The sequence below is a fragment of the Nitrosopumilus sp. b3 genome, from assembly GCF_014078525.1.
Classification (GTDB): domain Archaea; phylum Thermoproteota; class Nitrososphaeria; order Nitrososphaerales; family Nitrosopumilaceae; genus Nitrosopumilus.
In genome coordinates, this window is record NZ_MU078696.1 from 222,964 (window position 1) to 237,358 (window position 14,395).

General features: G+C 32.7%; 18 protein-coding genes, 1 tRNA gene and 1 rRNA gene. 9 read left to right on the plus strand and 11 right to left on the minus strand.

Going from position 1 to position 14,395, the window contains the following annotated elements; all coding sequences use genetic code 11:
* Positions 1 to 52: 52 nt before the first annotated feature.
* Together rimI and C6990_RS07395 are read left to right on the plus strand one after the other, a co-directional pair.
* Positions 53 to 550: a ribosomal protein S18-alanine N-acetyltransferase gene (gene rimI, locus C6990_RS07390; RefSeq protein ID WP_182129959.1), complete on the plus strand. Its 498-nt coding sequence runs from the start codon at positions 53 to 55 to the stop codon at positions 548 to 550.
* A gap of 37 nt (positions 551 to 587) precedes the next feature.
* Positions 588 to 806: a transcriptional regulator gene (locus C6990_RS07395; RefSeq protein ID WP_182129962.1), complete on the plus strand. Its 219-nt coding sequence runs from the start codon at positions 588 to 590 to the stop codon at positions 804 to 806.
* On the opposite strand, the gene C6990_RS07400 is transcribed toward C6990_RS07395, so the two are convergent.
* Together C6990_RS07400 and C6990_RS07405 are read right to left on the minus strand one after the other, a co-directional pair.
* On the minus strand, positions 807 to 1,634 hold the full coding sequence (locus tag C6990_RS07400; RefSeq protein ID WP_182130641.1) for a class I SAM-dependent methyltransferase: 828 nt from the start codon (positions 1,632 to 1,634) through the stop codon (positions 807 to 809). It abuts the gene before it with no gap.
* Between the two features lie 5 nt (positions 1,635 to 1,639).
* Entirely contained in the window at positions 1,640 to 3,427 is a 1,788-nt protein-coding gene (locus tag C6990_RS07405) for a ribosome biogenesis/translation initiation ATPase RLI (RefSeq protein WP_182129964.1), read from the minus strand.
* A 93-nt stretch (positions 3,428 to 3,520) separates the two neighbouring features.
* On the opposite strand from C6990_RS07405, the gene rrf reads away from it, so the two are divergent.
* A 5S ribosomal RNA gene (rrf, locus tag C6990_RS07410) occupies positions 3,521 to 3,640 on the plus strand.
* Between the two features lie 54 nt (positions 3,641 to 3,694).
* The gene (locus C6990_RS11050; protein WP_255465311.1) at positions 3,695 to 3,823 is read left to right on the plus strand and encodes a hypothetical protein; all 129 of its coding nucleotides are present in this window, start codon (positions 3,695 to 3,697) and stop codon (positions 3,821 to 3,823) included.
* 2 nt (positions 3,824 to 3,825) lie between these two features.
* On the opposite strand, the gene C6990_RS07415 is transcribed toward C6990_RS11050, so the two are convergent.
* Both C6990_RS07415 and C6990_RS07420 read right to left on the minus strand, forming a co-directional pair.
* Positions 3,826 to 5,298 (minus strand): leucyl aminopeptidase, encoded by a 1,473-nt coding sequence (locus tag C6990_RS07415; RefSeq protein ID WP_182129966.1) that lies wholly within the window; start codon positions 5,296 to 5,298, stop codon positions 3,826 to 3,828.
* Positions 5,299 to 5,333: 35 nt separating this feature from the next.
* A complete protein-coding gene (locus C6990_RS07420) occupies positions 5,334 to 5,711 on the minus strand; it encodes a hypothetical protein (protein WP_182129968.1) in 378 nt (125 codons plus the stop codon).
* A 76-nt stretch (positions 5,712 to 5,787) separates the two neighbouring features.
* On the opposite strand from C6990_RS07420, the gene C6990_RS07425 reads away from it, so the two are divergent.
* From C6990_RS07425 to fsa, 3 genes are read left to right on the plus strand one after another with little or no spacing between them, the layout of a single operon-like run.
* The gene (locus tag C6990_RS07425; RefSeq protein WP_182129971.1) at positions 5,788 to 7,455 is read left to right on the plus strand and encodes a ribulose-phosphate 3-epimerase; all 1,668 of its coding nucleotides are present in this window, start codon (positions 5,788 to 5,790) and stop codon (positions 7,453 to 7,455) included.
* Positions 7,452 to 8,426 carry a transketolase family protein gene (locus C6990_RS07430; protein ID WP_182129973.1) on the plus strand — a complete coding sequence of 325 codons (975 nt, stop codon included), beginning with the start codon at positions 7,452 to 7,454 and terminating at the stop codon, positions 8,424 to 8,426. The genes C6990_RS07425 and C6990_RS07430 overlap by 4 nt, the downstream gene beginning before the upstream one ends.
* Entirely contained in the window at positions 8,423 to 9,088 is a 666-nt protein-coding gene (gene fsa / locus C6990_RS07435) for a fructose-6-phosphate aldolase (RefSeq protein WP_182129975.1), read from the plus strand. The genes C6990_RS07430 and fsa overlap by 4 nt, the downstream gene beginning before the upstream one ends.
* 34 nt (positions 9,089 to 9,122) lie before the next feature.
* On the opposite strand, the gene C6990_RS07440 is transcribed toward fsa, so the two are convergent.
* Both C6990_RS07440 and C6990_RS07445 read right to left on the minus strand, forming a co-directional pair.
* Positions 9,123 to 9,395 carry a hypothetical protein gene (locus C6990_RS07440; protein WP_182129977.1) on the minus strand — a complete coding sequence of 91 codons (273 nt, stop codon included), beginning with the start codon at positions 9,393 to 9,395 and terminating at the stop codon, positions 9,123 to 9,125.
* Between the two features lie 135 nt (positions 9,396 to 9,530).
* Positions 9,531 to 10,556 (minus strand): magnesium transporter CorA family protein, encoded by a 1,026-nt coding sequence (locus tag C6990_RS07445; protein WP_182129979.1) that lies wholly within the window; start codon positions 10,554 to 10,556, stop codon positions 9,531 to 9,533.
* 267 nt (positions 10,557 to 10,823) lie between these two features.
* On the opposite strand from C6990_RS07445, the gene C6990_RS07450 reads away from it, so the two are divergent.
* A tRNA-His gene (locus C6990_RS07450) sits at positions 10,824 to 10,895 on the plus strand.
* Between the two features lie 10 nt (positions 10,896 to 10,905).
* On the opposite strand, the gene C6990_RS07455 is transcribed toward C6990_RS07450, so the two are convergent.
* The 4 genes from C6990_RS07455 to C6990_RS07470 are packed head-to-tail and all read right to left on the minus strand — an operon-like array spanning position 10,906 to position 12,696.
* Complete coding sequence (locus C6990_RS07455) at positions 10,906 to 11,253, minus strand: hypothetical protein (RefSeq protein ID WP_182129981.1); 348 nt, start codon at positions 11,251 to 11,253, stop codon at positions 10,906 to 10,908.
* Positions 11,254 to 11,294: 41 nt separating this feature from the next.
* The gene (locus C6990_RS07460; protein WP_182129983.1) at positions 11,295 to 12,056 is read right to left on the minus strand and encodes a class I SAM-dependent methyltransferase; all 762 of its coding nucleotides are present in this window, start codon (positions 12,054 to 12,056) and stop codon (positions 11,295 to 11,297) included.
* 25 nt (positions 12,057 to 12,081) lie between these two features.
* Entirely contained in the window at positions 12,082 to 12,351 is a 270-nt protein-coding gene (locus C6990_RS07465; RefSeq protein ID WP_182129985.1) for a UPF0147 family protein, read from the minus strand.
* 36 nt (positions 12,352 to 12,387) lie between these two features.
* Positions 12,388 to 12,696: a Rieske (2Fe-2S) protein gene (locus C6990_RS07470; RefSeq protein WP_182129987.1), complete on the minus strand. Its 309-nt coding sequence runs from the start codon at positions 12,694 to 12,696 to the stop codon at positions 12,388 to 12,390.
* A gap of 51 nt (positions 12,697 to 12,747) precedes the next feature.
* Between C6990_RS07470 and C6990_RS07475 the strand changes: the two genes are divergently transcribed.
* Complete coding sequence (locus C6990_RS07475) at positions 12,748 to 13,533, plus strand: GNAT family N-acetyltransferase (protein WP_182129989.1); 786 nt, start codon at positions 12,748 to 12,750, stop codon at positions 13,531 to 13,533.
* Here C6990_RS07475 and C6990_RS07480 read toward each other — a convergent pair.
* Entirely contained in the window at positions 13,520 to 14,389 is an 870-nt protein-coding gene (locus C6990_RS07480; RefSeq protein ID WP_182129991.1) for a fumarylacetoacetate hydrolase family protein, read from the minus strand. The genes C6990_RS07475 and C6990_RS07480 overlap by 14 nt on opposite strands.
* Positions 14,390 to 14,395: the final 6 nt, after the last annotated feature.

Genomic DNA, 14,395 nt, shown 5'->3' on the forward strand with positions numbered 1-14,395 from the left:
ATTAAATGGTCTTTTGGTTTAAAAATAAATATTGATGCTCTTAATCTAAAGTATGCAAGTAATTCTTAGACAATTGGGAGATTGTAATATTAGACGAGCTGAACCAAGCGATCTTATTTCTGTGATGGAAATTAATTTGAAAACACTACCAGAACATTATTCTGATTATTTCTATGAAAGCCTACTTGCAGAACTTCCAGAAGCATTCATTGTTGCAGAAATTGGAGGAAAACATGTGGGATATATAATGTGTAAAACTGAATATGGTTTTTCGAATTTTAAAAAATTAGGGTTTGTTAAAAAAGGTCATGTGGTATCCATTGCAGTTCTCAATGAATACCGAAAAAGAGGAATTGGAAATGCTCTTGTCGAGGAATCCGTAAATGGTGTAAAATTAAGAAAATGTGATGAATTTTATTTAGAAGTTCGATGTAGTAACAATGAAGCTGTTAGACTCTATGAGAAATTAGGATTTGTAATTAGACAACAATTAAACGCATATTATCGAGATGGCGAAGATGCATACCTTATGGCAATTGAATTAAATTAGTTCAAACCAATAAATAACTCTCAAAAAATTCTTCGCCATGGATAAGCGTAAAGGTATGGGTGTTACAATTTTTGTTCTTTGCATTGGTGGTTTTTTTCTTTATGCGTATTTGTTAATGCTCTCTGAATGGAGTCCTATTGTATTACAACTATCTGTATTGATGATTGCAGGTGGTATTCTTGGAGTAATTGCATGGATTGGATATGTTATGGCAACAACCAAGCCATCTCCTGCATCAATCACTTCTGAAGATTAACTATTTGAAAATTTTAACATCTACAACTGTTTGATAGTATCTAGGACCAACTGCCCTGACAATTTTTGAATTTAGAATTTCTGATTTGACCGGGGATACTTTAAGATAATGTTCTTCAGATAATTTTCCAGCGTCTGATTTTTTATCTGCATGAATATGTGAGTAGTAATGAATTATTCCCTCACTTTTTGTTGCATTAATTGCAGATTTTAAGAATTCATCAGATCTTTCTGGTAATAACATCAAGGTTCTATCTGATTTGTTCTCTAATTGCTCCTTAATGATATTTGAGGCATCTCCATTAATTGATATTATTTTTCCAACTAACTTGTTTAATCCAATATTTTTTTCACAGAGTTTTGAGGCAACCGGATTGATATCTAAACTGTAAACTGTACATTTTTTCTTTTTTGCAGCAATTATTGAAAACATTCCAACTCCAGCAAACATGTTAGTCACAGTTTCTCCTTCTTGAATCAAATTTGCAATTCTGTCCCTTTCTGTTGAAAGCCTAGGTGAAAAAAACGCTTTTTCCACATCTACAATAAATTTACATCCGAATTCTTTGTATTCGGTTTCGGTATTGTCTTCTCCTGCTATTATCTCTAGATTTCGAGTACGAAAATCCCCCTCAACATCTGATGCTTGATAATATACACTACGGACAATTTTTACTTCATTTAGCAGGGTCTCCCCAATGATTTTCTTCTTTGATAGCAAGGTCTTTGGAATTCTCACAATAATTATGTCGCCAATTTGATCAAAAGCTGAGATTAAATCCTCACTTTCTTTTTCAGAAAGCACACTCGCAAGTGATTTTTTAAGCATTCGAGTCAATGCTTGTAATAGAAATTACCTGATGATTTTTGATCCTTGTCTAATCTACTCTCTAGTTTGTTCACACGAGGTCTGAGGCTTCTTTCGTCTCTTCTAAATGACATATCGAGGGATTTTAGAAATCTGTTCATTGCTTCAGCCTTTCGCATTGGAGTAGTAGCTGTTCCTGAAACTCCTGACTCTCCTTCAAAAATTACTATGGAATCTGAAATTAAATCCATTAGCTGTAAATCATGATCAATAATTATTGCTGATTTTCCAAACGAACGTACAAATTTTTGAATAAACTTTGCAATTGCAATTCTATCTTCAACATCTAAAAATGCTGATGGTTCATCTAACGCATACAAATCTACTTTTTGTAATAAACACGATGCAACTGCAACTTTTTGCAATTCTCCTCCAGAAAGATTTTTGATTGATTTATTGTATAGTTTTTTAATTTTAAGCGGTTCGAGTATTTGCTCTTCCTCCATACTCCCTTCTACAGAATTACCATTCGCTTTATCTAATACTGATATTACTTCTACATCAATATCGTTTTGTAGATATTGGGGTTTGTATGCAATCTTGATTTTTTTATTAACAGTACCTGAATCTGGATTTTCAACTCCTGCTATCATCTTCATCATGGTTGTTTTTCCAAGAGCATTAGCACCCATTATGCCTAAAACTTCACCTTTTCTTACCTCTCCTGCTTCAACTGTTACCAAAAATGTTGGATATTTTTTTACTAATTTTGGATATGTAACTATTGTACTTCCCTCTTCAAAAATATCTGTGGTAGATGATGATACATCAAAAGAAAATTTCTTGTCTCTAAATCTTACATTCTCATTTGGTAAATATCCATCAAGGAATACATTGATCCCAATTTTTGTAGATAGAATTGTAGATACAATTCCATATGCTCCTGGTTCACCATATAGAACTTCAATATAGTCACTAAGAAAATCAAGTAATGTTAGATCGTGCTCTACAACCATCACACTTTTTCCAATTTTTGCCAAGTTCTGAATTACTCTGGCAACACCTGTTCTTTGAAAAACATCATTGTATGACGATGGTTCATCAAAGAAGTAAAATTCTGTATCTTTTGATGCAGCAGCTGCTACTGCAATTCTTTGTAACTCTCCACCACTTAATTCTTTTAATCTCTGTTCCATAGAATTTTCTAATCCTAATTCTTTGATTAATTCTCTTGATACGCCTCTTTCGTCATATTTATCAAGAAGTTCTTTTCCTGTTCCCTCAAATGCTTGTGCAATATGATGAACTTGCTGTGGTTTGATTGATGCGCGAATTTGTTTTTGCTCAATTTTTTCAAAATGTTGTTTAAGTTCAGTACCACTATAATGTTTTAAAATTTCATCCCATTCTGGAGGATTTTCATATCTTCCCAGGTTTGGTTTTAAATTTCCTGATAGAATATTGACAACTGTACTTTTGCCCATACCGTTTCTTCCCAGTAGACCCACTACTTCGCCTTTTTTTGGAGTAGGTAATTTGAATAATCTAAATGAATTATCCCCATACTGGTGAATTTTATCAGTAGCCAACTCACTTGCTAGATTTACAATAGTTATTGCATCAAAAGGACATACTTTAACACAAATTCCACATCCGTTACAGATTTCTTCATCAATCTTGGCTTTCTTTGATTCCTCATTGATAACAATACATTCTGCCCCTGATTTGTTAACCGGACAATACTTTATGCACTCTAAACCACATTTTTGTGGTTGACACAGGTCTTGATCTAAAACGGCTACTCTGTGAGTCATGCTTTTATCCCGTATTTTCTTTGTTTTATACCTATTTTGAGCGTATTTGAAATCTGGCGTTAGGTTAATAGATGAGAATTCTTCATTAATTTTCAAGCCGGCCATAGCGTTAGGGTGCGACCCAATCCCATTCCGAACTTGGAAGTCAAACCTGACGTCGCTGTTGTGCTACTAAAATGCGAGAGCCTTTGGGAAGCAACAGTGCTGGCATTTTCTAATTTATAATCAATCTTTTAATATCTAGAAACTTGGATTGAAATGAATTCAATGCCTAATTGTAGCGTTTGTGGAGAAATGTGTGATAATGACATTAGATTATTGAATCACATGATGGATAAACATGGTTGGAGAAATCCAAACGTTGGAACCCCTGATAGAAATAGTAGAGGATACTAATTTTATAATTTTTGCAAATAATCTAAGATTAATCTTACACCAAAACCTGTTGCTCCTTTTGGATTATATGATTTTTCTTTAGTAGCTATTTGAGTCCAAGCAACACCTGCAATATCAAAATGTATCCATGGTGTGTCATTAATTGCATTTCTCAAAAATGCAGCAGCTGTTATAGTTCCTGCAGCTCTTCCTATGCCCACATTTTTCATATCTGCCACATCTGATTTTATCATATCCATGTAGTTTTGATTAAGTGGAAGTTCCCACACTTCCTCACTTGTATTCTTTGACGCATCTTTGATCTTCTTTGTTAATTTTTCATTGTTTGATATAATAGCCGCAACATTAGTTCCTAATGCGACTATACATGCACCTGTAAGAGTTGCAAAATCAATTATTGCCTTTGGTGAATATTGTTTTTCTCCATATGACAACGCATCAGATAAAATCAATCTTCCTTCTGCATCAGTATTTAGAATTTCGGCCGTTTTACCACCATACAATTTTATGATGTCTCCCGGCCTGTATGATTCTCCTCCTGGCATATTTTCAACTGAGGGAATAATTCCTACAACATTGATTGGTAATTTTAATTCTGAAACTGCTTTCATTATTCCTAAAACTGTACAACCACCACACTTGTCAAATTTCATTTCATCCATTTTGTCTCCCGGCTTTAAGGAAATTCCCCCTGTATCAAATGTAACAGCTTTTCCAACAAGAACAATGGGCTTTTCATTTTTTCGTCCATTATTATATTCTAAAATAATTAGTTTAGGTTCATTTTTACTCCCTTGTCCTACAGCAGAAATTCCACCAAAACCTTTCTTTTTTAATTCAAGTTTAGAAATTACAGTGCATTTCATTTTATTCTTTTTCGAAATATATTTTGCAAAATTTGCTAAAGTTGTTGGAGTACATTCGTTTGGGGGTAAATTTGCAATACTTTTGGTAAATATTGCTCCATCTGCAATAATTTCAGAGATTCTGATGGCCTTTGAAATGTTGTTAGATTTTGAAACAATAATTGTAAGATCTGGTGATTTCTCTATTTTCTCTTCTTTGAATTTATCAAATTTGTATAGGGCCATTTTGTAGCCTTCTACAATCTGTGAAACAGAGGAGATTGGATCGCATGCAAAACTAGGAGGAGATATAATTGAACATTGACTCAACTTTAACTCTCTTGCTTTTTGTGCAATTTTGCCTGAAACATATCTGATGGTATCGTTTGTCAGATCTTCTTTTTTTCCTAGCCCTGCAAGAAGCATTCTTTTTGCATACCTTCCTTCTGGAGTTGGAATTATGCTCAATTTTCCCAACTTTCCATCCATATCTTTTAGAGCTTGATTAATTGATGATGCTGTTTTCCCATCTGTTTTTGTTAATCCTAATACTTTGTTTGAATTTTCAAAGACAAACCCACAAAGAAATTCTGTTTTATTTTTTATGGTATTTTCAGTTTTTACTTTCACTGAATTTGGTATCTTTGAAGCATTATTTAGATTTACTAAAAATTAATTTTTTTGCTATTCGTTAGTAAACTAGCTGATCTAACAAAAACTGCTTTGGCTGTTTTACAATCTTGCTCACACGAATCATCAATATCAATTGAAGTAAATTTTTTTGTTTTTTTAGAAAAAAATGATTTTAATAATGGAAGTAATGCTGCTCTTCCGCCATATGCTCTTTTCTTATCAATAAACCAAAACATATCCAAAGCAGACTCGTCTAAAATTTCATCTCGTATCTTTTTTCCAAACTCTGAATAATGACCTATGATTGTGATTTTACCTCTTGCAAAAAATTTAACAATTTTTACAAATTTCATACACAAGTAACATTGATTATCAAAAACTACAATTGGAGTATGATCTTCAATTTCCATATTATTAGATAATCCCGATCAAATTAAAATATTGCAGAAGTAGATTTTTATTCAATTTACAAAGATAACGTTCGAGATGGGACTCAATTATTATCAAATAAAGAAAAATATTCTAAGAGCCCGAAAATTAGTGATTAAAGGGACTAATGCTGCTGGCTCTGGACATCCTGGAGGTTCTTTTTCAATGGCAGAAATTATGGGGTGTTTATTTGGTAAATATTTGAAATTTGATCCTCAAAACCCTCAATGGGAAGATCGAGATCGTCTAGTTCTTTCTAAAGGTCATGCATCTCCGGGATTGTTTTCAAACATGGCAGTTGCTGGATATTTCCCTGAATCTGAACTTGAAACATTGAGAAAATTTGGTAGTAAATTACAGGGTCATCCTGATCTTAAATGTCCCGGTGTAGAATTTTGTGGTGGTTCACTGGGAACTGGATTATCTTACTCTATTGGGATTGCTCTTGCAGCAAAAATTGATTCTAAAAATCATCATGTCTACACAATTATTGGTGATGGGGAATCTGATGAGGGGCAAGTTTGGGAGGCTGCAATGACTGCTGCAAAATATAAAGTTGATAATCTTACTGCTTTTCTTGATAGGAATTTTATCCAACAAGATTCTTACACTGAAAAAATTATGCCACTTGATGAAAAATTAGAGGGTGACGATCTTTCTGAGATGTGGAAAGATGCATCACGTTGGAAGACCGGTGATAAATGGAGATCTTTTGGTTGGAATGTTATTGAAATTGATGGTCATAGAGTTGAACAAATTAGTGCTGCAATTACAAAAGCAAATGCAACAAAAGGTGTACCTACAATGATAATCTCTAGAACAATAAAGGGTAAATCTGTTGAACACATGGAAGATAATCCTCAATGGCATGGCAAAGCTCCTGACTCTGATGTGGTTCCTATAATTAATTCTGAATTGGATTCACAATTCATGATTGCACCATCAATAATTGCAGGAGATATGACAAATTTAGAAAATGAAATTAAAAGATGTGTCTCTGGGAGGGCAGACTATATTCATCTTGATGTAATGGATGGACAATTTGTATCAACAAAAACTTTTGATCATAATAAAATCAAAGAATTAAGACCTCTTACTGTGATTCCATTTGATTCTCACTTGATGATTAACGAACCCGTAAAACACGTTCAGGATTACATTGATGCAGGTAGTGACATAATTACAGTACATGCAGAAGTAACTGATGAATCTAGTTTTGGAGAAATTCATGATTTACTAAAACAAAATCAAGTTGGTGTGGGATTTGCAATAAATCCTGATACTGAAATACCTGAATGGTCATACAAATTCTTACCATCACTTGATCAACTAATTGTAATGTCTGTTGTACCTGGAAAATCTGGACAAAAATACATTGAAGAAACACACTCAAAGATGACTAGAATAAATTCTATTCTCAAAGAACACCATTTCTCAGGTTATATTGAGGCTGATGGAGGCGTAAATCTAGAAAATATAGGTTCAATTTTTGCTGATGGGGCCCGTGTATTTGTTGGAGGTGGAGCAATTATCGGACAACAAGATGTAAGATCTGCAATTAGGGATTTTAGGAATGAAGTTTTAAAATCTAGACGACGTATTTTACTAGACAAAGCAAATGAGTTAGGTGGTATTGACTTGGTGAAGAAATGGATTGGTTTACATGTTGTAGGAGAAAAACAAGATCAAATTAAAAAAATTGCACAGGAGGTAGGATATCTTTGAATGATCCTGTAATGACTGATATGCGTTCAGCATATTCCAAATCTCTTGTACAAATTGGAAAAGAAAATCCTAATGTTGTAGTTTTAGGTGCAGATACAACTGATTCTCTCAAGACTTCTGATTTTGGTAGGGAATTTCCTGATAGGTTTTTCAATGTTGGAATTGCTGAAGCAAATTTAGTTACAATTTCTGCAGGTCTGGCAGCTTCTGGAAAGATTTCTTTTGCAAGTACATATGCTATTTTTTTACCGGGAAGGGCAGTTGATCAAATTCGAAATAATGTTGCATACCCTTCACCTCCTAATAAAAAGGGGCTAAATGTAAAATTAGTTTCATCACATGGTGGTTTATCTGTTGGACCTGATGGAGGTTCTCATCAACAAATAGAAGATATTGCAATAATGAGAGTAATTCCAAATTTTAGAGTTTTAATTCCAGCTGATACTATTGCAGTTTCTAAATTAACTCTATTGATGGCAAAAGAATATGGTCCATTTTACATGAGGATGGCAAGATCTAAAACTCCATTAGTTCATTCAGATTCTCAAGAATTTCAAATTGGAAAAGGTATTACACTAAGAGATGGCTCTGACTGCACTATTGCAGCTTGTGGAATAACAGTCCGTATGGCCTTAGAGGCAGCTGATTCTTTACAACAAGAAGGTATTTCGTGTAGAGTTTTAGATATGTTTTCAATTAAACCAATTGATAATGAACTTTTAGAAAAAGCTGCACGTGAAACAGGATTTATTGTAACTACTGAAGAACATAACATTTTTGGAGGAATGGGCTCTGCAGTTTCAGAATCTGTTTCTGAATCATATCCTGTCCCAATAAAGAGAATTGGTGCCCAAGATATGTTTGGCGAATCTGCACGAGACAATGAGGTTCCATTACTCTTGGAAAAACATGGAATAACATCTTTTAATATAGCAAAACAAGTCAAAGAAATTAGGAGCAAAAAACTATGAAAATTTTTCTTGACACTGCTAATCTAGAATCAATTAAAAAATTCAATGATATGGGATTGCTTGATGGAATCACAACGAATCCATCTCTTATGTCTAAGGAAGGTGGAAATCCTAAAAATGCAATGGAAGAAATCACAAAAATTATCAAAGGTGATGTAAGTTTAGAAGTTGTAAGTACCAATCATTCTGGAATGATTGAAGAAGGTAAACGACTTCGTGAATATGGAGATAATGTTGTGGTTAAAGTTCCTATGACTCCTGATGGACTCAAAGCCTGTAAAACACTTTCATCTGAAAAAATCCCTGTAAATGTTACACTGATTTTTTCTGCCAACCAAGCTTTACTTGCGGCAAAGTCTGGTGCAAAATATGTCAGTCCATTTATTGGACGATTAGATGATGTCGGTCAGGATGGTATGAATCTAATTAAAGAAATTAAAGAAATTTTCTCAAATTATCATTTTGAAACTCAAATCCTTGTTGCAAGTGTTCGTCATCCAGTACATGTTGTAGATGCTGCAAAAATTGGAGCAGATGTAGTGACTTTACCTCCAGCTGTTCTTGATAAGATGTTACAACATCCTTTAACAAAAATTGGCTTGGATAACTTTCTTGCAGATTGGGAAAAACTAAAAGCTGGTAATCCTGATATCAACATCTAAACTAAAAATATCAAAAATAAAATTTGAGGATTTTCTATCCTGAACCTTTGTTTCTACTCTTTCTTGAACTAGTTCCTCTACCTGTGCTTCGAGTCATTCCTTCTGTAGAAGGTCTTGCTTTTGGTTCAGGCATGTCGCCCAATTTTCTTGAACCTGTTCCTCTTCCGGTGTGAACCATTCTGTTTGCTGCTGCTTTCTTCCTAGCTTCTTGGATTTTTCTATATTCATCTCCTGACCATTTAGTAGGATCATCGTCAACTTCAATAGTTCCTGTACCTCTACCGGTTCGTATTCTGATTTTCCCCATATTTTAGATTAAAATATCTCATATTTATCTAAGCTTCTTTTTTTAGATCTACGGTATTTTTCAAAATGGATTAAAAACATAATCTATTTTTGTTACAGATCAAAGTAAATCCATATAAAATTTAAAATTATTTTCCTAACTACTAATCCAGCCTAATTTTCTAAAGTAAGCAAACATCAGAATTGCCGGAATTGCTGATGCAAGGATTATGATGATAAATGATGTAAATGGACCTAGAAACATCAAATCTTCACCCATTCCACCTGGAAGATTAACATTCATTCCATAAAATGTACCAATAACAGTTGCTGGTATTGCTAATGTGAAGATAATTGTTAATACTCCTAAAACTTTGTTTGTTTTTTCTGTACTTAACACAAAGTCTGTATCTTTGTAAATTTCCATAGTTTCCCTTGATTCTTCTAATGTTTCAATCACCTTATCGATGTGATCAATTACATCATCAAAATACAATGTAAGTTCGTCAAGTTCTCTATCTGAATATCTGTCAATATTTTTTGCAATTTCTAATACAAATTTCTTTAATGGGTTTGCAATTCTTCTTAATCTGTTAATTTCCCTTCTTAAAAGTGAAATGCTTCTTGCAACAGATTTTCTTTCATCAAATACTCTGTCTTCCATCTCATCTAGATTTGCAATAATTTTTCTAGATGTGTGCAAAAGATCATCTACTAACACATCTATTATTTCATGCAGTAAATGTCCTGGGGATTTTTCTAATAGTCTCTTTTTTCTTTCCTGATCTGAGTCATTAAGGCATAATTCAACTAATTCTACTAATGGATTTAGATCTCCTTGATGTATAGTGATTAGAAAATCTTTACCAACAAAAATAGATAATTGACTATTTTTGGATATTCCTACTTTTTGTGAAAGTGGTGGAAAATGCAAAATTACAAAGAAATGATCATCATAACTATCAAGTTTTGGAAGTTCAAATTTTGTCAAACAGTCTTCTAGGTTAAGTGTATTGAGATTGTAATCTTTAGCAATTTGTTCCATTAGACCTCTGTCTGGATTCTGAAGATCTAACCAAGTAAATTTCTCTCCTTGGATTTTTTCTGTTTTACCTGCATTGACATCTTCTTCTTGGGCTCTTTTTCCTGATCGCAATTTTTTAGTAATGAATCCTTTTTTCAAGTTGAAAAATACCCTGATACAACAAATTTAAAGCGATCGGCTTTATTTTATTGAAAAATCACTATTACTGAAAATTAAACATGTTTTGAAATTGAGCCTACTTGAATGGAAGCAAATAGTTCATTCCAACCCATGTTAATCCAATTGCAATTGCCATTGCTACCCACCATAATCTCATATTACAAATTTCACCTAGTCAATAATAAATCTACAGTCTAATTACCAGCTAAAAGATTATTACAGGATAAACAAAGTTTCTTCCTTGTGGCCTTCGTAGTACAGTGGTTAGTATAGAGGATTGTGGATCCTCGGACAGGAGTTCGATTCCCCTCGAGGGCCCATCATACTTTTAGAATATTCCAAATTTGCTAGATTCCATCTCTTCTTTAATGGCAATTTTGAATCTGGGTGATTTATTATCTAGATTCTTAGTTAACCACGTAAGAAACTTTTTTTCCATTCCTTTTCCTTTTAATCGCTCAAAATCAGATCCCATCATCTCTGCTAATTTTTGCACTAGTGATCTATTCACACTAAGTACGAAAAAATGCCATCCAAAAGCAAATTCTGAATCTGTCATTACAAAATCCTCTTCACCATGAACCATCTCTTCTAATAGTGATAATTGATGAGTCAATGCTTTACTAGTTTTATCATAATCTACAGCAGAAACGTTGATGTTTATTTTGCCTTCCAATACTTAGTTAATTTCAAAACAAAATAAAAGGATTACACGAATTATTCATTTAATAGATGTTCAAAATCGATATCAAAATTCATTTTCATTAATTTTATGTATGTTCGAATAGATTCTGGAATTTCCTCTCCACATGCAACTCCTAATTTTTTTGCATTTATCCAAATCATCAAAGTTTGAATTATTGTCAAAAAACGATCATTTTGAATTTCAGGCATTCCAATAGATTTGGTATATCTTTCAGCAAATTCCCAAGCAGTTACGAAATCTATACACTTTACCCCAAAAATTGATAATAATTGCTCTTGCATATTTTCAGCTTTTTTGAATGGTGTCTTATTGATAATGTATGGAAAATTAACTTTATCTGGAAGGCAATCTGGAAGAGGCCCCCAAATTGTAATTATTTTTGTTTCTGGTTTAAGATTCTCAAACTTTTCCATCATGTTTGCAATGACATTCTCTTCTGTAAACCAAAATAAAATAACTGTTGCATCTGAGATATCTGAATCATCTACACTACTACAAATGAATTCTCCTTGGAGATTTTTTTCTTTTAGCTTGTCCTTTGATTTTTGAATTTTTTCAGAATTATTGTCTATTCCAACTGCTTTTTTTACTTTGAATTCATTAATTGCAATCTCAATTCCTTTTTCATCTCCACAACCTAAATGATAAAAAATATCGTTTTCTCCTAAATCTGCAAATTTGAAAATCTCTCTAAATGATTTCTCTGGAAGCTGAACATCTTCACCGCTAAGTAAGTTTTCAGGAAGTGTTTCTAGATACTCTTCGATTTTCAATATTCAGTCTAACGTAAACAGGAATTTATTCTCTTATGCTTTCTAACTTTGAAACTGCTTGCCATAACTGTGTTCTTACATATGATGGCATGTTGGGATCTTGTGTAACATCATCTAAAAGACTAATTGTATTTGCAGCTCTTACTGATAAAGAATATTCCTCGTTATTCAAATCTGCAATTAAATCTGTAATTGATTTTTTGATTGTCTTTGGTGTTGAATTGCTAGCAGCAATCTGATTCAGTGTGTCTATTGCTTCTTTCATGGATTCTTTATTCTGAGCGTTATCAGCCATATTATTACATTTTATTAAAAATTAGGAGGTATATAGTTACATCTCTACAAATACACTATCTGATTCAACAACAACATTGTATGATGTTAAATCTCTTATTTTTGCTGGGAATTTTTCCAGTTTTCCTGTTTTACAATCAAATTGTGCTCCGTGCCATCCGCATGTTATAGTACACCCATCTAATTTTCCTTCAGATAAACTTGAGCCAGAATGAGTACAAGAATCATCTGTAGCATAAAACTTCCCATCGATATTAGCAACTAAAACGTCTCTTCCGTCAATGGAGACTTTAATCATTTTTCCTGGAGGAATATCAGATGTTTTTCCTACTATGATTTTCCCCATTGCAGTTATTATCTGACTATTCTTAATATTTTTTCGTATACGGTGAAAATGATGATTAGAGTTGCTAAAAATAAAGATAAAATTAAAATTTTAAACTTTTGTAAAAATACTTTTTCTTGGGGAGATTATATTGAATATGTTTGGGATTTTTGGCTATCTGAAGATTATCTTTTTGTATTTGACAAAAAGTCCCCTGTAGGAATTTGTCATGCTTTTTACTCAAAGGATCAGGTATGGATTGAAGGAATTAGAATAGATCCTAATTTCAGGAGACAAAAAATTGCTTCAAAACTTGTAATGCACGCTGAATCAATCGGTCAAAAAAAGAATGCTTCTTTTTCCCATATGTTAATTGATACTCAAAACTCATCATCTATAGAAATGGCACAATCTTTAAACTATGAAATTTTTCAAACCTGGAATTTTTACTCACTACTTCCGAGAATAAACCTAAACCATAAAATAAAATACGCAGAATCAATTTGTCCCAAATTTTTCACCCATTATGTAAAATCATGGAGATGGCTTCCTATTGATGATTCTACTCTTTCTCAATTATGTGAGAACAAAAAAATTATCCAATCTTCAGGTTTTGATACTGATTCAATTGCAATCTTTACTGATTCAGAACATTTTGATAATACTTTAATTGTCACATTATTTCCAGGTTCGAAAAACTCTGTATTGGAAATTTTTTCATTTTTACAAAACTATGCAATTAAAAAAAAATATGAAAGGATACAAATTTTAACAAAAGATCTTTTGCCAACATTTGATTCGTTAGAACATAAACTTTCATTTTATTTGATGAAAAAATCGTTGATTAATCTAAATTAACAAATTTTATTGTATTGTTTAATTTACCTAAACCTTCAATTTCCATCTCGACTTTATCCCCATCTTTTAAAAATATTGCATTAGGTTTGTTTAGCATTACTCCAGCTGGAGTACCTGTGGAAATAATATCTCCTTTTTCTAACGTCATTACCTTAGAAATTTTTGAAATGATTTCTGGGATTTTAATGAACATATTACTTGTAGAGGAATTCTGTCTAATTTCACCATTAATTTTAGTGGTTAGCTTTAGATTTTGTGCATCTTGGATTTCATCATATGTTGTAATCCATGGGCCACATGGTGCAAACGAATCAAAACTTTTCCCTCTTGTGAATTGTTTATCTTTGAATTGAATGTCTCTTGCTGATACATCATTGAAAATCATATATCCAAAAATTGCACTTGAAGCTTCTTCTATGCTAATATTTTTACAGTTTTTTCCAATTATCAAAGCTAGTTCTATTTCATAGTCTAGTTGTTTTACAAAATCTGGGCATACTATATCTGATTCAGTGCTGTTTAGTGCAGTTCTTGGTTTAATTACAATTGCTGGATCCTCTGGTGCTTCTAATCCCTGTTCTTTTGCATGATCCACATAGTTAAACGCCAAACAGATAATTTTATTCGGATTTGGTATTGGAGGTAATATTTTGAATTTTGAAATGTTTTCATCATATGGTAAATCCTTAATTTTATTTTTAATTTCATCAAACCAACCGTCAAAAAGAAAATCTTTCACATTTTGTGGGATTGGAACTCCTGTTAGGTATGTTATTTCATCTTTAGTTGATACTTTATCTCCCTTTACAAAACCATATGTTTCATTGTTTCCATAAGATAATCGTGCTATTTTCATAACTCA

Bases quoted from the DNA above. Each gene is read 5' to 3' on its own strand.
- C6990_RS07470 (WP_182129987.1), bottom strand. From the start codon at position 12,696: ATGGGGAAAATCATAGTAGGAAAAACATCTGATATTCCTCCAGGAAAA.
- C6990_RS07425 (WP_182129971.1), top strand. From the start codon at position 5,788: ATGGGACTCAATTATTATCAAATAAAGAAAAATATTCTAAGAGCCCGA.
- C6990_RS07440 (WP_182129977.1), bottom strand. From the start codon at position 9,395: ATGGGGAAAATCAGAATACGAACCGGTAGAGGTACAGGAACTATTGAA.
- C6990_RS07465 (WP_182129985.1), bottom strand. From the start codon at position 12,351: ATGGCTGATAACGCTCAGAATAAAGAATCCATGAAAGAAGCAATAGAC.
- C6990_RS07480 (WP_182129991.1), bottom strand. From the start codon at position 14,389: ATGAAAATAGCACGATTATCTTATGGAAACAATGAAACATATGGTTTT.
- C6990_RS07400 (WP_182130641.1), bottom strand. From the start codon at position 1,634: ATGCTTAAAAAATCACTTGCGAGTGTGCTTTCTGAAAAAGAAAGTGAG.
- C6990_RS07420 (WP_182129968.1), bottom strand. From the start codon at position 5,711: ATGGAAATTGAAGATCATACTCCAATTGTAGTTTTTGATAATCAATGT.
- C6990_RS07405 (WP_182129964.1), bottom strand. From the start codon at position 3,427: ATGACTCACAGAGTAGCCGTTTTAGATCAAGACCTGTGTCAACCACAA.
- C6990_RS07475 (WP_182129989.1), top strand. From the start codon at position 12,748: ATGATTAGAGTTGCTAAAAATAAAGATAAAATTAAAATTTTAAACTTT.
- fsa (WP_182129975.1), top strand. From the start codon at position 8,423: ATGAAAATTTTTCTTGACACTGCTAATCTAGAATCAATTAAAAAATTC.
- rimI (WP_182129959.1), top strand. From the start codon at position 53: ATGCAAGTAATTCTTAGACAATTGGGAGATTGTAATATTAGACGAGCT.
- C6990_RS07395 (WP_182129962.1), top strand. From the start codon at position 588: ATGGATAAGCGTAAAGGTATGGGTGTTACAATTTTTGTTCTTTGCATT.
- C6990_RS11050 (WP_255465311.1), top strand. From the start codon at position 3,695: ATGCCTAATTGTAGCGTTTGTGGAGAAATGTGTGATAATGACATTAGA.